The organism is Mycolicibacterium moriokaense (assembly GCF_010726085.1).
Lineage (GTDB): Bacteria > Actinomycetota > Actinomycetes > Mycobacteriales > Mycobacteriaceae > Mycobacterium > Mycobacterium moriokaense.
The window spans coordinates 46164-67336 of sequence record NZ_AP022560.1 but is presented as its reverse complement, the minus strand read 5'-3'; the positions used below and the strand labels follow the sequence as shown (position 1 = coordinate 67336).

Annotated in this window: 17 protein-coding genes; 14 read left to right on the top strand and 3 right to left on the bottom strand. The window is 62.9% G+C overall.

What is annotated here, in order from left to right:
• Positions 1 to 8: 8 nt before the first annotated feature.
• Both G6N43_RS00300 and G6N43_RS00295 read left to right on the top strand, forming a co-directional pair.
• Entirely contained in the window at positions 9 to 1583 is a 1575-nt protein-coding gene (locus G6N43_RS00300; protein ID WP_083152539.1) for an aldehyde dehydrogenase family protein, read from the top strand.
• 241 nt (positions 1584 to 1824) lie between these two features.
• Positions 1825 to 3756 carry a flavin-containing monooxygenase gene (locus G6N43_RS00295; protein WP_179967948.1) on the top strand — a complete coding sequence of 644 codons (1932 nt, stop codon included), beginning with the start codon at positions 1825 to 1827 and terminating at the stop codon, positions 3754 to 3756.
• Positions 3757 to 3917: 161 nt separating this feature from the next.
• Here the strand turns inward: G6N43_RS00295 and G6N43_RS00290 are convergent, their stop codons facing one another.
• Entirely contained in the window at positions 3918 to 4463 is a 546-nt protein-coding gene (locus G6N43_RS00290) for a hypothetical protein (protein ID WP_133056558.1), read from the bottom strand.
• A gap of 748 nt (positions 4464 to 5211) precedes the next feature.
• On the opposite strand from G6N43_RS00290, the gene G6N43_RS00285 reads away from it, so the two are divergent.
• The 10 genes from G6N43_RS00285 to G6N43_RS00240 all read left to right on the top strand — a co-directional run bounded on the left by G6N43_RS00285 (position 5212) and on the right by G6N43_RS00240 (position 16052).
• Positions 5212 to 5922: an MlaE family ABC transporter permease gene (locus G6N43_RS00285; RefSeq protein ID WP_083152548.1), complete on the top strand. Its 711-nt coding sequence runs from the start codon at positions 5212 to 5214 to the stop codon at positions 5920 to 5922.
• The gene (locus G6N43_RS00280) at positions 5919 to 6773 is read left to right on the top strand and encodes an ABC transporter permease (RefSeq protein WP_083152562.1); all 855 of its coding nucleotides are present in this window, start codon (positions 5919 to 5921) and stop codon (positions 6771 to 6773) included. Before G6N43_RS00285 ends, G6N43_RS00280 begins: the two co-directional genes overlap by 4 nt.
• Before the next feature lie 5 nt (positions 6774 to 6778).
• Positions 6779 to 8125 carry an MCE family protein gene (locus G6N43_RS00275; RefSeq protein WP_083152565.1) on the top strand — a complete coding sequence of 449 codons (1347 nt, stop codon included), beginning with the start codon at positions 6779 to 6781 and terminating at the stop codon, positions 8123 to 8125.
• A 28-nt stretch (positions 8126 to 8153) separates the two neighbouring features.
• Complete coding sequence (locus tag G6N43_RS00270; protein WP_083152568.1) at positions 8154 to 9179, top strand: MCE family protein; 1026 nt, start codon at positions 8154 to 8156, stop codon at positions 9177 to 9179.
• Positions 9176 to 10516, top strand: coding sequence for an MCE family protein (locus G6N43_RS00265; RefSeq protein ID WP_083152571.1), 1341 nt, complete (start codon positions 9176 to 9178; stop codon positions 10514 to 10516). The genes G6N43_RS00270 and G6N43_RS00265 overlap by 4 nt, the downstream gene beginning before the upstream one ends.
• Entirely contained in the window at positions 10513 to 11826 is a 1314-nt protein-coding gene (locus G6N43_RS00260; protein WP_083152574.1) for a virulence factor Mce family protein, read from the top strand. Before G6N43_RS00265 ends, G6N43_RS00260 begins: the two co-directional genes overlap by 4 nt.
• A 44-nt stretch (positions 11827 to 11870) precedes the next feature.
• Positions 11871 to 12962 carry an MCE family protein gene (locus G6N43_RS00255; RefSeq protein ID WP_083152796.1) on the top strand — a complete coding sequence of 364 codons (1092 nt, stop codon included), beginning with the start codon at positions 11871 to 11873 and terminating at the stop codon, positions 12960 to 12962.
• Position 12963: 1 nt separating this feature from the next.
• Positions 12964 to 14418 (top strand): MCE family protein, encoded by a 1455-nt coding sequence (locus G6N43_RS00250; protein WP_083152577.1) that lies wholly within the window; start codon positions 12964 to 12966, stop codon positions 14416 to 14418.
• Positions 14419 to 14572: 154 nt separating this feature from the next.
• Positions 14573 to 15031, top strand: a complete 459-nt coding sequence (locus G6N43_RS00245) for an Rv1363c family protein (protein ID WP_083152580.1) — start codon at positions 14573 to 14575, stop codon at positions 15029 to 15031.
• A 505-nt stretch (positions 15032 to 15536) separates the two neighbouring features.
• Positions 15537 to 16052: a CAP domain-containing protein gene (locus G6N43_RS00240; RefSeq protein ID WP_234810109.1), complete on the top strand. Its 516-nt coding sequence runs from the start codon at positions 15537 to 15539 to the stop codon at positions 16050 to 16052.
• A gap of 1199 nt (positions 16053 to 17251) precedes the next feature.
• Here G6N43_RS00240 and G6N43_RS00235 read toward each other — a convergent pair.
• A complete protein-coding gene (locus G6N43_RS00235) occupies positions 17252 to 18055 on the bottom strand; it encodes a CPBP family intramembrane glutamic endopeptidase (RefSeq protein ID WP_234810110.1) in 804 nt (267 codons plus the stop codon).
• A 178-nt stretch (positions 18056 to 18233) separates the two neighbouring features.
• On the opposite strand from G6N43_RS00235, the gene G6N43_RS00230 reads away from it, so the two are divergent.
• Positions 18234 to 19562 carry an MFS transporter gene (locus tag G6N43_RS00230; protein WP_083152589.1) on the top strand — a complete coding sequence of 443 codons (1329 nt, stop codon included), beginning with the start codon at positions 18234 to 18236 and terminating at the stop codon, positions 19560 to 19562.
• Between the two features lie 31 nt (positions 19563 to 19593).
• The gene (locus G6N43_RS00225; protein ID WP_083152592.1) at positions 19594 to 20466 is read left to right on the top strand and encodes a LysR family transcriptional regulator ArgP; all 873 of its coding nucleotides are present in this window, start codon (positions 19594 to 19596) and stop codon (positions 20464 to 20466) included.
• On the opposite strand, the gene G6N43_RS00220 is transcribed toward G6N43_RS00225, so the two are convergent.
• Positions 20456 to 21019, bottom strand: coding sequence for a sigma-70 family RNA polymerase sigma factor (locus G6N43_RS00220; RefSeq protein ID WP_083152798.1), 564 nt, complete (start codon positions 21017 to 21019; stop codon positions 20456 to 20458). The two genes, G6N43_RS00225 and G6N43_RS00220, sit on opposite strands and share 11 nt — an antisense overlap.
• Positions 21020 to 21173 lie beyond the last annotated feature (154 nt).

The window sequence follows — 21173 nt, the reverse complement described above, 5'->3', positions numbered from 1 at the left end:
AGTTGAAAATGGCCACAGCACAAGCGAATACCCGATCCGGAGACGGTGGGGTCACTGGTCGCGACGACGCCGTGATCGAGGTGCGCTGCCCCGCCGACGGACGGGTGGTGGGGTGTGTGCCCGGCATGGGGCCCGCCGCAGTGGCGGCGGCTGCCGCCCAACTGCGCGACGCCCAGCCGGCGTGGGAAGAACTCGGGCCGAACGGCCGGGCGATCCACATGCGAAGTTTCCTGGACTGGATCCTCGACAACGAATCCCGTTTGGTCGGCATCATGCAGGAGGAGACCGGCAAATCGTGGGGTGACGCTGCCCTGGAGATTTCGATGGCGGTGGACCTGATCAACTACTACAGCGCTCACGCCGCCGAATTCCTCGCCGACCGCAAGGTTGCCAGCTGGGGAGCCGGTGGCTTGACCAAGAAGCTGCGCGTCTTCGCCCGCCCCTATCAGCTCGTGGGGATGCTCACGCCGTGGAACGGCCCGCTGGGCGGTCCGATGCTCGATGGTGTGGCCGCCTTGATGGCAGGTGCTGCGGTGCTTTTCAAGCCATCGGAGTTCACCCCGTTGACATGGGGGGAGGCCACCCGAGGGTGGCTAGAGGACATCGGGGCACCTCCGGTCCTGGCAAACGTGACCGGTGGTCCGCAGACCGGCGCGGCCGTGGTCGAAGAAGTCGACATGATCATGTTCACCGGCTCGACACGCACCGGTCGTAAAATCGCCGCCCGTGCCGGTGAGCGGCTGATCCCCTGCAGCTTGGAACTTGGCGGCAAAGATCCGATGATCGTCTTGTCCGATGCTGATATCGACCGTGCCTCCCGCGCCGCGGCGTGGGGCGCGATGTGGAATTCGGGCCAAATCTGTATCTCGGTGGAACGCGCCTACGTTGAAGCCCCCGTGTACGACGAGTTCGTCGCGAAGGTCACCGACAAAGTGAAAGGCCTTCGCCAAGGGATGGACCCGGACGGCAGCTTCAGCACCGACATCGGCGCGATGTGCACACCCGCTCAACTGGACATCGTGGAAAGCCACGTCAACGACGCGGTGGACAAGGGCGCGCGGGTGCTCACCGGCGGTAAGCGCGGCGAGAATGGTCAATTCTTCGAACCCACCGTGCTCGTCGACGTGGACCACAGCATGCTGTGCATGCGCGACGAAACCTTCGGTCCCACATTGCCGATCATGAAGGTCGCCGACGAAGCCGAAGCCGTTCGGCTGGCCAACGATTCGCGTTACGGCTTGAGTGCCAGCGTGTGGACCGGCGACCCTGCGCGTGCCGACCGGATCAGCCGCCAGCTCGAAGCGGGTGCGGTCAACCAGAACAACGTGATGATGAGCACTTTCCAGCTGACCATCCCGATGAGCGGCTGGAAGGAATCGGGTGTGGGCAGCCGCTCGGGCGGGGCCGCCGGAATCCTCAAGTTCTGCCGACAACAGTCGGTGGTGTCCGAGCGCATTCACCTGAGCTCCGAGCCGCACTGGTATCCATATGTGCCCAGGAAGAACAAGATCCAAGCCAAACTCGTGCGCCTGCTCGGCGCCCACGACTGGCGCCGCCGGTTGGGACTTCCGCCTCGGCGTTAGGCGCGTGCTTCGCCGTCCCGTAGCTTAGTGGGTGCTGCGATTGCGCCCGGCTCGTTTTTCTACATTCATTCCGTCCTCCTGTGGATCGTGTGGTGTCCGTAATACGGCGGTATGCTGGCAAATTTACGCTACCGATGGTGTTCCGCCGAGGCCACCCTGATAGTATAATCTAAACTAATTTAGAACCGCGTCCTGGCCGCCGACATGGCTCAGGCATACAAGGGAGAAGGCCGCTATGTCGATGACCTCGCCGGTAAGCCCGATCGATCAATCGCGCTTGGAACAGGCCATAGGCGTCGCCAATCTGCCGACGCTCACGATGGTGCTCTTTCAGTTGACCGGCGAGCAACGCTGGCTCCATGAACCTTTTCGGCCCACCCGTTCACCGGGGTTGAGTCCCAACGACTCCGGCGGATTCGAACCCGAGGTGGCCGACGAGATCCGCCGATGCGCAGTGTCCGCGATCTCGGCGTGGTCAAAGGGCAGGCCGGCCGCCGTTCCCCTGCCTGATCCTGATCTGTTGCGCACGATGCTGAGCATCTGCGTGGACGAGGAGGTTCCGCAGGAGTACGAGCGGGTGATGCGAGAGGAGATGGGGCTGGAGCCGACGGCAGCACCTGAACCCGTGGAGGTCGACGACTTCTCCGTCGTCATCATCGGCGCCGGTATTTCGGGCATCATCGTAGCTGCGCGGCTACAGCAACTCGGGATTCCCTTTGTCATCCTGGAACGTCACAGCGAGGTCGGTGGAGTGTGGCTGACCAACAGCTACCCGGGGTCGGGTGTCGACACGCCAAGCTACCTCTACTCCTTCTCCTTCTTCCCGCGTGACTGGTCGATGCACTTCGGTAAGCGCGACGAAATGGCGACCTATCTGCGAGAAGCTGTAGACCACTTCAATATTCGCCGCGACATCATGTTCGACACCGAGGTTCAGCGCGCGGAATACGACGAAAGTACCCAACGGTGGACGGTCTACGCCCGTTCCGGGGACGGCTCGATGAAACGCTATTCCGGCAACATCCTGATCAGCGCGGTCGGATTGTTCGGCAAGCCGAAAACACCCGACATCCCGGGCCTTGAGTCCTTCCGGGGACCGAAGTTCCACACCGCGGAGTGGCCCGACGATCTGGACCTCAGCGGAAAGCGTGTTGCCATCGTCGGAAGCGGCGCCAGCGCTATGCAGGTGGTGCCGGCCATCGTCGACAAAGTGCAGCAACTGACAATCTTCCAACGCTCACCGCAATGGGTCGCACCGTGCGCCGAGTACTTCGCGGCTATTCCCGAGGACGTGCACTGGTTGATGAACCACGTGCCGAATTACCATGCGTGGTATCGGTTTCGGCTGGCATGGTTGTTCAACGATCGCGTGCACCCGTCGCTGCAGATGGACCCGGAGTGGCACGATCCCGGCAGATCGCTCAACGCGGTCAACGACGCTCACCGGCGGCACTTCACGCGCTACTTGGTCGATCAGCTCGACGGTCGGCCAGACTTGATCGAGAAGTGCCTGCCGGACTACCCGCCCTTCGGCAAGCGCATGCTGCTCGACAATGGCTGGTTCGCTGCGCTCAAGCGGGACAACGTAGCGCTCGTTACTGACGCAGTCGCCGAGGTCACTGAGACAGGCCTCGTCACCACCACGGGGGAGAAGTTCGACGCCGATGTCCTTGTGTTCTCCACCGGATTCCAGACGATTCGCTACCTGCAGCCGATCGAGTTCGTCGGGCGGGGTGGGCAGCGGTTGAGCGACGTCTGGGGCGACGATGATGCCACCGCCTATCTCGGCATTACCGTGCCCCAATTCCCGAACCTGTTCCTGATGTATGGGCCCAACACGAACTCAGGTTCCGGCGGCTCCTACTTCTTCATTGGCGAGTCGCAGGGTCGGTACATCCTCGATGTCATCACCAAGATGGTTCGCGAGGGCATTGGCGCGGTGGAATGCCGAGCCGAGGCACATGACCGTTGGGTGCGCGAGGTGGACGCGGAGCATTCGAAGATGGTGTGGAATCATCCCGGTATGACGACGTACTACCGCAATACAAGCGGTCGAGTTGTCACCAACTCGCCATATCGAGTCGTTGACTACTGGCTGATGACCCACGATGCCGACCTGGCCGACTACATCACCGAGCCGGCGCTGCGGCCAGACATTGCGGTAGGGCGATAAGCCGCCACACGCTCTGTTGATCCGACATCGCGACCTGTGATCCCATCTCACCTCAGGCCTCATGCGCGGCACGGCGCAGGCGCAGCAACAGGATTACCAGGGCAGGCTACGGAGTTGGTTCCGGCCCTTTGCATATCGGAACACATCGATCGACGTTGCTCCTAATCAACCTGTGCGCCAACAGGTCTCGACTGGAGTCGGTCGTCCCTCTCTTGGCTGCCGATGGCTCGTAGGGTGACCACCACGGTCACCACAATCCAGGCGAAGAACGCCACCAGTGACAGCCACCAGGAGAACAGGCCGTTCCAGGCCAGCGGTCCGTCCTGGAAGAACACATCCAGACTGGCCGGGCAGTACAGGAGCGCTGTCCATAGACAGAAGTAGCCGTACCACCGCGGGTACACCGGGTTGGCGCGCTGGTCAGTTAGCACAGCAATGCCGATGACCAGATTTTGAACGAAGATCGCGTAGATGATTCCGGTGAAGGGAAGCCAGCCCATGTCATTGAGTGTCTGGATCGCCTCGTGCGATCGGTCGGGCCGGTATGCCGCGACTTGGAAGTAGTAGAGCGCCGGGAAAAACGCAACGGGGAGCGTGCAGCCTATGCCGAGCTGGGCGTAGGTCAGCGGTGTGTGTAGGCCTTCGATCCGTTTGAGCTGCACCGAGATTGCTGCAGAGAAGGGGACGAAAAAGACCAGCGCGTACATGCTCAGGACCATCCCGGTACGGATGGTGTGGGCGTTGTCGCGGTAGAACTGCGCGACATCTGCTGCTGCTCGAGCCGGAGGTGGAGGTGGTATGTATCGGGCGACCAGCCCAAATCCGACGAAAAATAAGACTGTGAATAGGACGCCGCTCCACACGCATAGTCGCTGTGAACTGGTGCGATTCACGCTGACTCCCTTGTTACCACTTCATGGTCGAATCAATATTCTAATCCGAATCATATCGAGCAGGACGCCGTTTCTCGTGCGCATCCGCTGGCCGACCGGCTCGCGACGCTTTTGGCTGCGGCGCGGGTTGTCCCGCGCTCTCGCCCCCCTCCCGACTCCCCCCGAAACCCGCAGGAGAACCGCGAGAGGGTTACCTGACAAAGAACCGAAAAATTGCTGCGGACGTCAGATAGTCGAATGGCGACTCGGACAATCACTGCGTGTCATTTGCAACTTCTTGCTTTGAATGTGATCCAAGTCTAACTTAGATTTTGTTCGTCCAGGGTGGCGCTGGTGCCGCCCTTGACGATGTCGTCACAGGGAGGAAGACGCCATGGTTGGCGCGCGAAGCGATGGAGCTGTCCTGTTCGGTGAGGGCGGGGCTTCCTGGGGGGACCCGCCGACGCCTCACGCGGAGGGGCGCGCAGGCCGCCCGGAGGCGACCCACAGGACCCTCGCAAGTGAAACCCGCTACCGAGCGGTCGCGTCCAAACCGGTTCGCGCATTCGGTGACTTCGTTGCGATGTCACTGGACACCGCTGTGGCGATCGTGACGAAACCGATTGCGTGGCGGGAGTTCTTGCTGCAGTCGTGGTTTGTGGCCCGGGTGTCGTTGCTGCCGACCGTGCTCTTGGCCATCCCTTTCACGGTGCTTCTGGTCTTCACGTTCAACATCTTGTTGGTCGAGCTGGGTGCCGCAGATCTATCGGGTACCGGCGCAGCCTACGGAGTGGTGTCCCAGCTGGGGCCGGTCGTGACAGTCTTGGTAGTGGCCGGGGCGGGTGCCACGGCAATGTGCGCTGACCTGGGGGCGCGCACCATCCGCGAGGAACTTGACGCGCTCAAAGTGATGGGGATCGACCCGATTCAGGCGCTGGTCGTGCCACGAGTGCTGGCGGCCACCGTCGTTGCGACACTGCTGTCCTCGGTGGTGATCCTGGTCGGTCTGACGGGCAGCTTCGCCTTCGCGGTGTACGTCCAGCATGTCACCCCCGGAGCCTTCGTCGGGGGTCTTACGTTGCTCACCGGACCCGCCGATGTGGTGATCTCCACTATCAAGGCCACCTTGTTCGGTATGAGCGCTGGACTGATCGCTTGCTACAAGGGGATCTCAGTCGGAGGGGGCCCGGCCGGGGTCGGGAACGCTGTCAACGAGACCGTGGTGTTCACCTTCATGGCGCTGTTCGCCATCAACATCATCACCACCGCGGTCGGCGTCCAGGTGACGATATGAGCGCCGGTGTCCCGAGCAAGCTCCGCCCGAGGCTCCATCGCGCCGTGGCGGCATCGGTGGACGGTTTGACCACGATCGGCACCCAGGCGCAGTTCTTCGCAGGCACCATCGGTGCGATCCCTACCGCCTTCGCCAAGTACAAGACCGAAATGGTGCGGCTGATCGCCAACATGAGTCTTGGCGCGGGCGCGCTGGCTGTCATCGGAGGCACCGTCGTCATCGTCGCCTTCCTGACGTTGTCGACGGGCGCACTGATCGCGGTGCAGGGCTACACACAGTTCTCCAATATCGGGGTGGAGGCCTTGACCGGATTCGCTTCGGCGTACTTCAACGTGCGACTGATCGCACCTTCGGTTGCCGCCATCGGAATGGCTGCCACCATCGGAGCCGGTGCCACGGCGCAACTGGGCGCGATGCGGATCAACGAGGAAATCGACGCGCTGGAAGTGATCGGCATCCGTTCGGTGGCTTATCTGGCGGCCAATCGGGTCGTCGCCGGGGTGATCGTGGTGATTCCGCTGTACTGCGTCGCGATGCTGATGGCCTTTCTGGCCGCCCGGTTCGGCACGACGTTCATCTATGGACAGTCGACCGGTGTGTATGACCACTACTTCAACACGTTCCTCAATCCAACCGACATGGTGTGGTCGTTTGTCCAGGTGATCGTCATGGCGATCGTCATCATGCTGGTGCACACCTACTACGGCTTCACCGCCTCGGGCGGGCCTGCGGGCGTCGGGGAAGCAGTGGGACGTGCGGTGCGCGCGTCCCTGATCTCTGCCGTGTTCGTCACTCTGTTCATGACACTGGCCATCTATGGACAGTCCGGCAACTTCCACCTGTCCGGATAGCCGCCATGGATGTGAGTTGGAAGCAAAGGCGTATCCACCCAATATGGTGGACACTCGGGCTTTTTGCCGTCATCGCCACGATCGTGGTGGTGTGCGCCGGCCTGTTCATGGGATCGTTCAATACCTACACCCCGGTAATATTGGCCTCGGACCGGACCGGTTTGGTGATGGAGACCGGCGCGAAGGTCAAGCTCCGTGGCGTCGAGGTCGGCCGCGTCGCGGGCATCAAATCCGGCACGCAGCCGGTGAGCCTGACATTGGAAATGTTCCCCGATCAGCTCCGCTACATCCCGGCCAATGTCGAAGCCGAGATCCGAGCCACCACCGCGTTCGGCGCAAAGTATGTCGACCTGGTCTATCCCGAGAATCCCAGCCCCAAACGCCTGGCGGCAGGGCAGGTGCTGCAGTCGCGCAACGTCAGCACAGAAGTCAACACCGTCTTCGAAAATCTGGTCGGGGTGCTGGACCAGATCGACGTCGCCAAGCTCAACGCCACACTGACCGCCTTCGCCGACGGCGTGCGCGGTCAGGGACCACGCATCGGTGAAGCGACAACTGCGGCCAACGAAGTCCTGCTCGAGATCAACCCGCGAATGGACACCGTGGCCCAGGATTGGCGCTCCTTCAAGGGATTCAACGACACCTACAGCGTTGCCGCCCACGACATTCTGGCCACGCTGAATGCAGCGAGCTCGACCAGTTCCACCATCACCAGCCATGCCAAGGATCTGGATGCATTGCTGCTCAACGCAATCGGGCTCTCTACCAGCGCCACCAACCTGCTGGGTGCGAACAAGGACAACCTGGTGCAGGGAATCAACGAGCTGACGCCGACGACGGACCTGTTGCTGAAGTACAACCCGGTGTACACCTGCATGCTGCAGGGGGCGAAATTCTTCCTCGACAACGGCGGCTATGAAAATATCGGCGGCAATGGCAAGTCCATCATCCTCGACGCCGCGATCCTGCTGGGTGATGACCCGTACAAATACCCCGAGAACCTGCCGATCGTGGCAGCCAAGGGCGGTCCTGGCGGCAAGCCCAGCTGCGGCTCGTTGCCCGATGTGCGGAAGAACTTTCCGGTCCGCAAGCTCATCACCAACACCGGGTGGGGCACCGGCCTGGACTGGCGCCCCAACCCCGGCATCGGCCACCCCTGGTATGTCGACTACTTCCCGGTGACTCGGGCGGTGCCCGAGCCGCCGAGCGTGCGCGGCGAGGGTCCGCCGGCCATTGGACCGGTGCCCTACCCGGGCGCGCCGCCGTACGGGGCTCCGCTCTACGGGCCCGGCGGTGTGCCGCTCTATCCCGGGGTGCCGCCCGCACCGCCACCACCACAACCGTCGCCGTGAGGCAGCCGAGCAATCGAGGAATGCATTCGTGAAAGACAAACTCAGACCGGCCGTGTGGCGGTTCGCGATCTTCACAGTGGTGTGCCTGATGGGCGCGTTCGCCGTGATGGCGATCTTCTCGCAGTTGCGGTTTCGCCCCGAAACGACCTACCGCGCCGAGTTCACCAATGTGACGGGTCTAGAGCCCAACAACCTAGTGAGGATCGCGGGGGTGGAGGTCGGCAAGGTCAAGACGATCTCCATAGAAGGCCCGGTCGCGCTGGTGGAGTTCTCCGCCGACGACACGGTGGTGCTCACCCAAGGCACTAGGGCTTCCATTCGGTGGGCTGACCCGATCGGCGGCCGCTACCTCGCCTTGGAGGAGGGCGTCGGCGGGGTCGGGCGCCTCAATGCCGGCCAGGCCATTCCTGTGGACCGGACCGAACCAGCGCTGGATCTGGATACCCTGCTAGGCGGGTTCCGGCCGTTGTTTCGCGCCCTGAATCCCGCGCAGGTGAATGCGCTGTCGGCTCAGCTGATACAGGCCTTCCAGGGTGAAGGTGCCACGATCAGCTCATTTCTCAGCCAGGCCGCCATGGTGACAAATACCCTCGCCGATCGAGACACCTTGGTACAGCAGGTGATCGATAATCTCCACTCCGTGCTTGGCTCTCTGGGAGACCAGAGTAGCCAGTTCGAGAAGGCAGTCGATTCACTGTCGGAGTTGGTGGCCGGCCTCGCAGCCCGTCGCGACGACATCAGCAACGCGGTGGCCTACACCAACGCCGCGGCCGGAACGGTTGCCGACCTCCTGCAGCAAGCGCGACCACCTTTTCAGAACACCGTGCATCAGATGGACCGCACGGCCGGGAACGTCGTCGCCGACCACGGCTACTTCGACAATCTGCTCAACACACTGCCCGACACCTATAAAGCGCTGAGCCGATTGGGCATCTACGGCGACTATTTCACCTTCTACCTGTGCGATCTGCTGTTGAAGGTCAATGGCAAAGGCGGACAACCGGTTTACATCAAGTTGGCCGAACAAGCGAGCGGACGGTGCACTCCGAAATGAAGACCTTCTCCGAACGCAACCCGATGATCCTCGGCGCGATCGGGTTTGCCCTGATCAGCGGAATCGTGGTGCTGGCCCTGCAATACCAGAAACTCCCGTTCATCAATTCGACGCAGAGCTACTCTGCGTACTTTGCCGAGGCGGGCGGGCTTCAAGCCGGCGCGCCGGTTCAAGTCATGGGCCTACGGAAAGGGAAGGTGTCGCGCGTCGAGCTCGATGGAGCACGGGTGCTCATCGAATTCGACCTCGACGACGGCGTGCGCCTGGGCGATCGAACCGAAGCCGCGATCAAGACGAAGAGCCTCCTGGGTGCCAAATTCCTCGAGATCGCACCCCGCGGCGACGGTGAACTATCGCAAACCATCCCCATCGAGCGCACCACCGCGCCCTACCAGTTGCCAGACGCGCTCGGCGACCTCTCGGGAACCATCAGCGAACTGAACACCACACAGGTGTCCGACGCGCTCGACACCCTCGCGCAGACGTTCGCGCACACCGCCCCCGACGTGAGGGTAGCCGTGGACGGCGTGGCACGATTCTCCGAGACGCTCAACGAGCGAGACGCGCAGCTGCGAAACCTGTTGGCGAACGCCGCGAAGGCCACCACCGTGCTAGCCGAGCGCAGCGACCAAGTGGTGAGCCTCGTCGCCAACACCAACGCCCTGCTCGCACAGTTGCAGACACAGAGCAGTGCATTGGATCAGATTTCACAGAACCTTTCGACGTTCGCTCAGCAACTGTCGGGTTTCATCGCCGACAACCGCGCTCAGTTGCGGCCCGCGCTGGATAAGCTCAACGGCGTGTTGACGATCGTCGACAACCGCAAAGGTCAAGTGCAGCAGTCGATCAAATACCTGAATCAGTACGCGCTGTCGCTGGGCGAATCGGTGGCTTCGGGCCCGTTCTTCAAGGCCTACGTCGCCAATCTGCTTCCCGGTCAGTTCGTGCAGCCCTTCGTAGATGCCGCGTTCTCCGATCTCGGGCTCGATCCCAGCGTGTTATTGCCCTCCGAGCGCACCGACCCGCAGGTCGGTCAGCCGGGCACCCCGGCACTGCCGGTGCCCTTCCCGCGCACCGGTCAAGGCGGCGAACCGCATCTCACGCTTCCCGACGCGATCACCGGAAAGCCCGGCGACCCCCGCTATCCCTACCGCGAACCTCTTCCACCTCCACCACCGGGCGGTCCACCGCCCGGGCCGCCGGCCTTGGTGCCCCCCGAACTTGCAGTCACACCGGTGCCCACGCCGGCACCAGTAAATGAACCGGCACCCGGACAGACACCCTCGCCCAGCGCACCTGCACCCGGCCCCACCACGCCAGCCGAGGCAGGACAATGACCAACACGCGAATCAGCAGAATCGCCTTGGCGATCGTGCTCACGATGTGCCTCGTCGCGGGAGTTGTTGTGGCAGTGCAGATGCGCACCTCGATCGGCAAGACCCTCATGGTCGGCTACTTTGACAACAGCAACGGTCTGTACGCCGGGGACGAGGTGCGCATCCTCGGCGTCCCGGTCGGGGAGATCGACACGATCGAACCTCAGGCGCAACGCGTCAAGATCTCATTCTGGGTCGACAACAAATACAAAGTCCCCGCCGACGTGACAGCCGCGATTGTGTCGCCGCAGCTCATCACATCGCGGGCTATCCAGCTCACGCCGGCATACACCAGCGGACCCGTGATGGACTCCGGCGCCGTCATCCCGCAGGAGCGTACCGCTGTTCCGGTGGAATGGGATGATCTGCGCACGCAGTTGCAGACGCTCACCGACATGCTGCAGCCAACCCAGCCGGGCGGGGTCAGCACCTTGGGTGCGTTCATCAACACCGCGGCGGACAACGTGCGCGGCCAAGGCGTCAACATCAGGGATGCGCTGATCAAGATGTCGCAGGCGTTCTCCATCTTCGGCGATCACAGCCAGGACATCTTCGGCACCATCAAGAACCTCTCGGTCCTGGTCTCCGCTCTGCAGGACAGTACGACCGTGCTCGGGCAGCTGAACCGGAACTTGGCCGCGGTGACCGCATTGCTGGCTGACAACCCCGATCAAATCGGGCAAGCCGTAGCCGATCTCAGTACCGCGGCCAACGACGTACAGAGCTTCGTGGCCGACAACCGCGACGCCTTGGGCACCACGACGGACAAGTTGTCCTCGATCTCTGCGGCGGTCATCGACAGTCTCGACGACATCAAGCAGACGTTGCACATCGCGCCGAACGCGTTTCAGAACTTTCTCAATATCTACCAACCGTCGCAGGCCGCGCTGACAGGCGCGTTGGCGCTCAACAACTTCGCCAATCCGATCACCTTCCTGTGTGGGGCGATTCAAGCGGCGTCGCGCCTCAACAGTGAGCAGGCGGCCAAACTCTGCGTGCAATATTTGGCGCCCATCGTCAAGAACCGTCAGTTCAACTTTCCGCCACTGGGTGAGAACCTCTTCGTCGGCGCGGCCGCACGACCCAACGAGCTCACCTACAGTGAAGACTGGCTGCGTCCGGACTACGTCCCGCCGATGGCGGCCGTGCCATCCGGCGGGCCCCCGGGGCCGCAGCCCCCGGCCGAAGCGCCATTACCCGCGGAAGCGCCTGCGCCCACTGATCCATCGGCAGGATTGCCCGGCATGATGGTGCCCGGGGGTGGGTCGTGAGCCGTAACCGTCTGCGATACCTGGGCCGTGGCGCGCTGTCTATCATGGTGCTCGCCACGTTGTCGGCGTGTCAGTGGCAGGGCCTGAACTCGCTGCCACTGCCCGGTACCGAGGGCGGTGGCCCGGGCGCCTACGTGGTGACGGCGCAACTGCCCAACGTCGCTTATATGGAACCCAATGCACGTGTGCGTGTCGGTGACGCGACAGTCGGCAACGTCACCAAGATCGAGCGTCAGGACTGGCATGCGCTGGTCACGATGAAGCTCAACGGTGACGTGGATTTGCCCTCGAACGCCACCGCCAAAGTCGGTCAGACCAGCCTGTTGGGCTCACTACACATCGAGTTGGCACCGCCCACCGATATCGCACCGCAAGGCAAACTTCACAACGGTTCGTTGATCCCGTTGTCGAGAGGCGGCGCCTATCCCGCGACCGAGCAGACCCTGTCGGCGATGTCGCTGCTGCTCAACGGCGGCGGCCTGGGCCAACTTCAGGACATCACCGCGGCCTTCAGTACAGCATTCGCCGGGCGCGAGAAGGATCTCAAGAGCCTGATCACCCAACTCGACCAATTCATCACGAAGCTCAACGATCAAACGGGCGACATCATCGCCGCCACCGAGAGCCTCAACCATCTGGTCGGCCAGATCGCCGACCAGAAGCCCGCCTTGGACAAGGCGTTACGCACCATTCCCGACGCGCTCTCGGTTCTTAGGGAACAGCGCAACAATCTGGCTGATGCCCTGGACACCTTCGGCAAATTCAGCGCCTTGACCGCGGACACCGTCAACCAGACGAAGGACAATCTGGTCAAGGAGCTCCGTGCTCTCGGGCCCGTCTTTGAGTCACTGGCCAACGCCGGGCCGGACCTGACCCGCTCACTGAGCTTCCTGGGCACCTTCCCGTGGCCGAAGGAGACGCTGACGAACTGGGTTCGCGGTGACTACGCCAACCTCACCGCCATCATTGACCTCACTTTGAGCCGAATCGACTCTTCTTTCTTCACCGGCACCCGCTGGGAGGGCGACCTCACCGAACTGGAACTGCAATGGGGTCGAACGATTGGACAGCTTCCCAGCCCCTACACCTCCGGCAATCCGCTCGTCGTTCCCTACCAACACAATCAGGGGCCATAGCATGCGCCTGAACCGACACACCGTCATCCAGTTGGCCATCTTCTCCACCGTCGCCCTGGTTGCTGGCGCCGTGATGCTCTTTGGCTACTTCAAGGCGCCGGTCACCTGGTTCGGTATCGGCCAGTACCAGGTGACGGTGCAACTTCCACAGGCCGCCGGTCTGTACAAGTCCGGCAACGTCACCTACCGCGGCACCAAGGTCGGCCGCGTCGAAGGTATCCATCTCACCGACACCGGTGTTGAGGCCGTGCTGTCACTACGCTCCGACGTGCCGATACCCTCCGACCTCCAAGCCGAAGTGCACAGCGTTTCGGCAGTCGGCGAACAGTACGTCGCACTCGTCCCGCGCAGTGCCGACGCACCACCGCTGAAGGACGGCGACGTCATACCAGTAAGCAACAGCCAGGTACCACCAGACATCAACACGCTGCTCGACGCCACCAACCGGGGCCTGCAGGCGATCCCGCGGGAAAACCTCACCACCGTGATCGACGAAAGCTACACGGCCATAGCAGGATTGGGTCCCGAGATATCGCGATTTGTCAAGGGCTCCACCCAGCTGGCGATCGACGCCCGCATCAATCTGGAACCGCTGACCGCGCTAATCGATCAGTCCCAATCCGTGCTGGACTCGCAAAGCCAAAATTCTGACGCGATCGACGCGTGGGCCACAAACCTCGCGACCATCACCAGCCAACTCCAAGACAACGACGAGTCAGTGGCCGCACTCTTGGAGAAGGGTCCCGCAGCGGCAGACGAGGCCAGACAACTCGTCGACCGACTTCAACCGACCCTGCCGGTGTTGCTGGCCAACCTGGTGAGTGTGAACACCGTTGCGATCGTCTACCAGCCCGCCATTGAACAACTGCTGGTATTGCTGCCCGCGGGAACCGCCGAATTCCAGGGTATGTCTGTGCCGAACATGAATACCAAGCAGGCATACCGGGGTCTGTTCTTGGACTTCAACCTCAACATCAATATCCCACCACCGTGCAACACCGGGTTCCTACCTGCCCAGCAGCAACGCACGCCCACATTCGAGGACGCACCGGACCTCGGGCCCGGCGACATGTACTGCCGCATCCCGCAGGACTCACCGTTCACTGCCGTACGCGGCGCGCGGAATTATCCATGTCTAGCGACGCCCGGCAAACGCGCCCCCACCGCCAAAATGTGCGAGAGCGACGAACAATACGTACCCCTCAACGACGGCACCAACTGGAAAGGCGATCCGAACGCCACTCTGTCGGGACAGGCGGTCCCCCAACTGCCGCCAGCCCCCCCGCCGGAGCTGCCAGCGCCCCCGCCGCCGCCCCTCGCGACCGCCAGCTACGACCCAGCGACCGGCGCCTACATCGGACCCGACGGACACGTCTACACCCAAGCCGACCTCGCACGATCAGCCCCCGAGGAGCAGACATGGCAATCGATGTTGATTCCCCCGACAGAGAAATAGACCCAATCACCGCCGGCGAACCGCAGCACGGAAGCCGCGGAGAAGAGGCAACCTCGGATGGATCCCGGCGGCATACACCCACGGCGGATCCCGACAGGTCACCGGACTCCGATGCCGCGCCGGCCCCCGGCACGCGCTCGGGATCCGATCGGCCATGGTCGGTGCACTGCTTGTTGTTGTGTTGCTGATCGGTCTCGCGGCCTGGTCAGGCTACCGGGCCTTCGAGTCGAGTCGCGCGGAGGACCAGCGCAATCTGTTCCTGCAGGTGGGTCGTCAAGTGGCATTGAACTTGTCGACCATTGACGCGAGAAACGCGGACACCAATGTGCGACGTATTCTTGACCCGACCGGCACATTCCATGACGACTTCCAGCAGCGGTCTCAGGCATTCGTCGAATTAGTTCGGCAAGCGCAGTCGAAATCTGAGGGCGCGGTGACAGAAGCGGGACTGGAGTCCCAGCAAGGAAATGTGGCGCGGGTCCCGGTAGCGCTGACGGTGAAGACGGTGACCCCAGGTACACCCGGTGGGCCGCCGCGGTCCTGGCGCATGCGGATCCATCTACAAGATGACGGTGTCGGTACCAAAGCATCGAACGTCGAGTTCGTCCCGTGATGCCCGGTCTACGGTCGCATATTCGAGTCGGCGCTGCCGGCAATTGCTTATGAGGCCCGAGCACCAGTCGACTATTCGACCGGACGTAGCGATGTGGAGAAACGCCGACGCCGTCAACCCAGGAACCCCGACGGATCCGAACATGCCGCGGGCAAACGGTGCCTCGACATTGGCCGACTTGACCGAAGCCGTCGAACTTCCCACCACATGTGCCAGCGAAGAGTATGGGAGCACGACTACCGCGAGGCTGAACCAACCCAAGCGGTCCACGCCACCCATGACGCCTGGAACACTGATATCGCGGCGCGCAGAGACGCATTCACGGTCGGAACAAAGTTCGCCTGATCACGGCTGCCCGCTACATCATGTTAGCCGTGTCCACCCACCATGATCGAGGCGAAAGCGAGCGACACCGCCTCTACGGTCGGGTCACATTGCAAGGGCCGAGCATTGCTGATGTCGAAGTGCAACCACGGGAAGAACGGACCGCCGAGGAGATCGCCCGATGAGGGTAAAGGCCGCAATGCAACGCTACGCCGTCACGCCAGCGGTGATGCTGGTTACCGCCACCACGCTGTTAGTGACCTCGCCTGCTGCCTCCGCTGACAACAAGCGGCTCAACAACGGCGTCTTCGCCAACATTTACACCGCTCAACACCAGAACGGCTGTACTACAGAACCCCGGTTGGACGAACGTCTCATCGAAGCTGCGCGACGGCACACGTTCGACGTGCGCGACAACCGTTTCGTCGACGGCGACATCGGTTCGGACGGGTCCACGCCGCAGGACCGAGCCAACGCGGCCGGCTTCCAAGGCAAAGTGGCCCAAACGGTGGCGATCAACCCCGCCCTGTCCATAAACGGAATCGAGATCCTCAACCAGTGGTGGCACGACGCCCACGCGCGCGCGATCATGCAGGACTGCGCCAACACGGCCATCGGAGTGTGGTCTGAGAACAGCCTTGACCGCAGCGTGGTGGTCGCGGTCTACGGCCAACCCGGCAACGCCCCAATCAAGTAAACGAGTAATGGAGGTACCGCGATGACCCGAAAAACTGCGAAGAGGCAAGCTAGCGGTCGCCAGGCGATCGTCTGCGGTACGTGCGCGAGGGTCACCCGCGCAGAGCAAAACCGCGACACGATGGATGGCGTCGGCGCCCGTGCGGAAAACCAGACGCCACCCTGGAATCACTCAGCACCCGAACTGAGCCCGACACCAGTTCGTATGCTCCAGATTTCACTGGCGCAGTACTGGACTACTCACGAATGACCGACTGGATCTTGCCGCGTGTGGTGACGGCTATCAATTGTCGGAGGCGGACGTCATCGAAGCGTCTACACCCGACATTCGTGCCCGAAGAGCTAGGCGGCGCGGCGTTGTCGGGCGAGCGATACGGACGTGGTCCAACAGCGTCTCCGGCGAGGGTCTGGCCTCGCACTTATCACCGCCGACGTAGCCACAACGGATATGTGTGCGCTCAAGCAATGTCAGCACAACGAAGTCGGCACTTGCTGCTCCACGCGGTGGCGCTGGCGACGTTGGGGTTTGCATCGACCGTTTTCGGCCCCGCGGACACAATAGTGACGGCAAGGCCCTCGCCGAGCCCGGCAGACAAACCTTCGTGCGCCTACACGTTGTCCCTGCCCCAGCTGGTTGAGGTTTCGGGCGCCAACATGGTGACCGCAACCGTTACTCCGTACCCATGCACCGGGTCCATTGTTCCCACCCGGCAAGTCGTCTGCATCAACGCAGAAGGAAGCTCCGGCGCCGGTCAATGTGCGAGCCGCCCCGCTGAGTCTACCGCGCAGGTGTACTTCACCCCGTACGTTCCGGGGACCACGTACATCTCGAGCGGCAAGGGCTGCGGCGTGGAGCTCGCCGGGACCGCGGGCGGCCCCCAGAGCGCGGTCTGTGTAGGCCTGGGCCCATATTCGGCCGTCTTGTGACTATTCGCGAAACGATCGCATAGGCGTCACCGACGCTAGCGATCGACGCGGCAATCCCCTCCAGGACAAGGTTTTCCGCGAACGCGATCGACGACTAGCAGCTTGCAGGAACGACTCCGCGCGAGATGTCAGCGGTGACACCGTGCGATTTCTGGGACAACCGTTCGGTTCTAGGATTCGACATTTAGATGGCAAAGCCCGGCCGGCATTTCAATGGCAATGCCACGGTTGTACCTGGTCGACGCGCGGACAAATGACACGCAATTTGGCAACCTACATGCGGCGTCGTGCGAGTAGCGCCGCCACTGGCAGCGTGACCATGAAGGGGATCACGCTGATCGCCGCCCCGAATGCGAGCTCCGGGTCGTCGAGTTCGACGGCGTCCCAACTCGGACCCAGGAACTGCGCGGTCACCTGGAAGGCCCAGTGAAAACCTATGGTGGTCCACAGGTGTGCGGTAGCGGCCCGGAGAACGCCAAGCGCACACCCGAAAGCGAAGAGAAGCAGGATTCGGTCGATCGACGCGGCGGCCCCGATCGCGCCGGCCCACAACGTGAATAGTGCGGCTTGGACCAACACGGTCACGCTGGGTTGCCAGCGCTCGGCGAGGTTGGCGTAGAAGTAGCCGCGGAAGATCAGCTCCTCCGGCAGCGCTTCGTAGAGGAACACCAGCACGGTCACCGCGGCCAACCCGCCGACCAGACTGCCCACCGGCGCGGTCACGGTCAGTTTCGCCCAGCCCAGTACGACGACGACCGAGCCGGAGATGGTCACGGGGATCGCCCAACACAACGCGCCGACCAGTAATGGCCGCCATCCAACGCGCAGTGGGGTGAGCCCGAGATCGGAGAACGATGCCCGGTCGAGCAGTCGGCGCGCCACCACGATCAGGGGCACCGTCAGGACCGTCGCTCCGACCGCACGCACAATGTGGGCAGGGCGGGAGTAGCTCTCGCCAAAGACCACGGCAACGCCCGCGGACAGCAGGATCCAGATCGCGGTGGCTCCGACGAATACCGCCGTCAGCCGCAGGCCCAGCGGTGGTCGTCCGGCCCCGTTCACGCGTGGCACCGGCATCGCCGCCACCATACCGACGACCGTCGGCGTTGAGGTCGGGGCGGGGAAGTCGAAACGTCACACCAAATGTCAGCCTACGCAATTGTTTCGGTTCGTCGGCAGGAGGCTGCCGAAATCTGCTTCGATGAGCACCTTGGGGGCCAACGCTGTGCAGAAAGGCTGAGCCGCAGGAAGACCTATGACCACGCACCTCCCGGATTCGCCGGTGGGACAACAGACGATGACGAAAGTCACCCGTCGTCTGATCCCGTTCCTGATCCTCCTCTATTTCGTCAACTACCTCGATCGGGTGAACATCAGCTTCGCCGGACCGAGCGGTATGAACGAAGACCTCGCGATGAGCGCGAAGATGTTCGGCTTCGCCTCGGGCATCTTCTTCCTCGGATACGTCCTGTTGGAGGTACCGAGCAACATTGCGCTCCACAAGTTCGGTGGCCGCCGGTGGCTGGCGCGCATCATGCTCACGTGGGGAATTATCAGCACCGCAATCGCATTCGTACCCAACGCGGAAACCCTCATCGTGTTGCGATTCCTTCTGGGCGTCGCGGAGGCGGGGTTCTTTCCGGGAATCATTCTCTATCTCACGTTCTGGTTCCCCGAAAAGCAACGCTCCAGGGCGGTCTCACTGTTCATGGTCGCGGTGCCGGTGTCGACGGCGACCGGGGCCACCCTGTCGTCACTGATCATCGATTGGGGCCATGGCCTTTTCGGGCTCGACGGCTGGCGTGTCATGTTCTTGGTGGAGGGGCTGCCCGCCATCGTCCTGGCCTTCGCCTGCTGGTTCTACCTGACGGATCGTCCGGCAGAGGCTGCCTGGCTCGACGCTGACGAAAAGGGCTGGCTGGAAACAATATTGGACTATGAACGGTCGATGGCCGAGTCCGGCCAGCACTGGCCGTTGAAGAAGGCGCTCAGCCACCCGAGGATCCTGGCGCTGGCGTTCATCTACTTTGGCATCACCTACGGCCTGTACGCGGTGGGGTTCTTCCTCCCGACGATCGTCGCGGGGTTCCAGGAGCAGTACGGCACGCATCTGACCATCATCGAGCGCGGACTCGTGACAGCGGTACCCTACGTCGTCGCGGCCATTGTGATGGTGCCATGGGCCCGCCACTCCGATCGCACCGGCGAAAGGGTTTGGCATGTCGCGATTCCCGCCATCGTGGGAGGCGTCTCGATACCGGTGGCGCTCTACATGACCGATCCCTATCTGGCGATGCTCGCCGTTACCCTGTCCACCTGCTCGGTCATGTGTGCCCTACCCGTATTCTGGTCGCTGCCTTCGACATTCCTCACCGGACTGGCCGCGGCGGGCGGTATCGCGCTGATCAACTCCATCGGAAACCTCAGCGGATTCAGCGGGCCCTATATCACCGGGTGGCTGACCGGGATGACGGGCAACGCGAAGTTGGCGATGTGGGTGGTCGGAGCGCTATCGCTGGCCGCCGCCGCGGTGGTGGTCTATCTGGGCGCCAGGCCTCGCCCGGTCGAGCAACAGCAACGCTAACTAGCTCACCATATGCATTAGCATCGCTGTTGTGCAGATCGACGGCCAGCAGTTGGCGGCCTTCGCGGCGGTGATCGAACACGGGTCGTTCGATGCCGCGGCGGCCCGACTCCATGTCACCCCGTCGGCGATCAGCCAGCGCATCAAGGCGCTGGAACAGCGGGTCGGGCAGGTGCTGGTGATACGCGAGAAGCCCTGTGTCGCCACGACGGCTGGCGTTCCCCTGTTGCGGCTGGCGGCGCAGACGGCACTGCTGGAGGCCGAGGCACTGTCCGAGATGGCAGGCGGTAACGCGTCCGCACCCCGTATCGCGTTGGCGGTCAACGCCGATTCGATGGCCACGTGGTTCACCGGCGTGTTCGACGTGATCGACGACGTATTGCTCGACATCCGCATCGAGGACCAGGACCATTCGGCTCGACTGCTGCGCGAAGGGGTGGTGATGGGGGCGGTGACGACCGAGCGCACGCCGGTATCAGGTTGCCGGGTGCAGCCTCTTGGAGTGATGCGCTACGTACCGGTGGCCGCCCCGTCGTACGTCGCGCGGCATCTGCCCGACGGCTTCACCGCGCACGCCGTGGGGACGGCGCCGTCGTTGGCATGGAATCGTGACGATGCGCTGCAGGACATGTTGATGCGCAAGGTGTTCCGCCGTGATGTCACCCGCCCGCAGCACTTCGTGCCGACGGCGGAAGGCTTCGGCTCGGCTGTGCGAGCGGGACTTGGGTGGGGCATGTTCCCGGAGAGCCTGGCGGCCCAGGAACTCGCGGACGGCTCGTTCGTTCGGGTGGCCGACGCTCACCTCGACGTGCCGCTGTTCTGGCAGTGCTGGAAGCTCGACAGTCCGTTGGTCGGCGCCATCACCGAGGCCGTGCGGTCGGCCGCCGCAGAGGTTATGGCCTGACGCCCATTTCGCGCAGGATGCGTCGCAGCGTGCGAAGTGCGTAGTGCAGCCTCGACTTCACGGTGCCCTCGGCGATTCCGAGGTCGGCGGCGATCTCCGCCGTCGTCCATCCCTGCACATACGAGCGCTGAACCACCGCAAGGTGTTCGGGGCTGAGTCGCCGCAGCGCTTCGTTGATCAGCATCCGGTCCAGTGCGGCGTTCACCTCGTCCTGGCTGGCGCGTTCGGGGACTCCGGCGCCGCTGAGTGCGCTCACTTCGCGGCGGTACCGCAGCGAGCGGCTCTCGTCGATGATCATGTTGCGGGCGACCGTGAACAGCCACGACCTCGCAGACCGCTCGCTGTCGTTGGTCACCTCAGGGTGCTGCCACGCGCGCAGTAGCGTCTCCTGCACGACATCCTGAGCGCGGGACGCGTCACCGGTCAACCGCCAGGCGTAGTGCCACAGCGCGGTTCCGTGCTCTTCGTACAGTTCCCGAATGCCGGCGTTCCCCGCAGCGGGTGTGCCATGTGCGAAATCTGTGGCAGAAGACGCGATTTCGGATGTCGTCATGGTCCTGCCCATCTGCTGTCAGAAATTGCGGTTACTAACACGACGATGGCACCGCCCGAGGCAAAAGTGCAGGTAGTGGCGCCGCTAGTAGTGGCACTACCACCCCGATCCCAGCAGGTCAGCGCCGTCGGATTCCGGCTAGCCGGGTATGAAG

What these genes read in the sequence shown, in the direction of transcription:
- G6N43_RS00300 (WP_083152539.1), top strand. Translation starts at nt 9, where the DNA reads ATGGCCACAGCACAAGCGAATACCCGATCCGGAGACGGTGGGGTCACT.
- G6N43_RS00295 (WP_179967948.1), top strand. Translation starts at nt 1,825, where the DNA reads ATGACCTCGCCGGTAAGCCCGATCGATCAATCGCGCTTGGAACAGGCC.
- G6N43_RS00290 (WP_133056558.1), bottom strand. Translation starts at nt 4,463, where the DNA reads ATGTACGCGCTGGTCTTTTTCGTCCCCTTCTCTGCAGCAATCTCGGTG.
- G6N43_RS00285 (WP_083152548.1), top strand. Translation starts at nt 5,212, where the DNA reads ATGTCACTGGACACCGCTGTGGCGATCGTGACGAAACCGATTGCGTGG.
- G6N43_RS00280 (WP_083152562.1), top strand. Translation starts at nt 5,919, where the DNA reads ATGAGCGCCGGTGTCCCGAGCAAGCTCCGCCCGAGGCTCCATCGCGCC.
- G6N43_RS00275 (WP_083152565.1), top strand. Translation starts at nt 6,779, where the DNA reads ATGGATGTGAGTTGGAAGCAAAGGCGTATCCACCCAATATGGTGGACA.
- G6N43_RS00265 (WP_083152571.1), top strand. Translation starts at nt 9,176, where the DNA reads ATGAAGACCTTCTCCGAACGCAACCCGATGATCCTCGGCGCGATCGGG.
- G6N43_RS00260 (WP_083152574.1), top strand. Translation starts at nt 10,513, where the DNA reads ATGACCAACACGCGAATCAGCAGAATCGCCTTGGCGATCGTGCTCACG.
- G6N43_RS00255 (WP_083152796.1), top strand. Translation starts at nt 11,871, where the DNA reads ATGGTGCTCGCCACGTTGTCGGCGTGTCAGTGGCAGGGCCTGAACTCG.
- G6N43_RS00250 (WP_083152577.1), top strand. Translation starts at nt 12,964, where the DNA reads ATGCGCCTGAACCGACACACCGTCATCCAGTTGGCCATCTTCTCCACC.
- G6N43_RS00245 (WP_083152580.1), top strand. Translation starts at nt 14,573, where the DNA reads ATGGTCGGTGCACTGCTTGTTGTTGTGTTGCTGATCGGTCTCGCGGCC.
- G6N43_RS00240 (WP_234810109.1), top strand. Translation starts at nt 15,537, where the DNA reads ATGAGGGTAAAGGCCGCAATGCAACGCTACGCCGTCACGCCAGCGGTG.
- G6N43_RS00235 (WP_234810110.1), bottom strand. Translation starts at nt 18,055, where the DNA reads ATGCCGGTGCCACGCGTGAACGGGGCCGGACGACCACCGCTGGGCCTG.
- G6N43_RS00230 (WP_083152589.1), top strand. Translation starts at nt 18,234, where the DNA reads ATGACCACGCACCTCCCGGATTCGCCGGTGGGACAACAGACGATGACG.
- G6N43_RS00220 (WP_083152798.1), bottom strand. Translation starts at nt 21,019, where the DNA reads ATGACGACATCCGAAATCGCGTCTTCTGCCACAGATTTCGCACATGGC.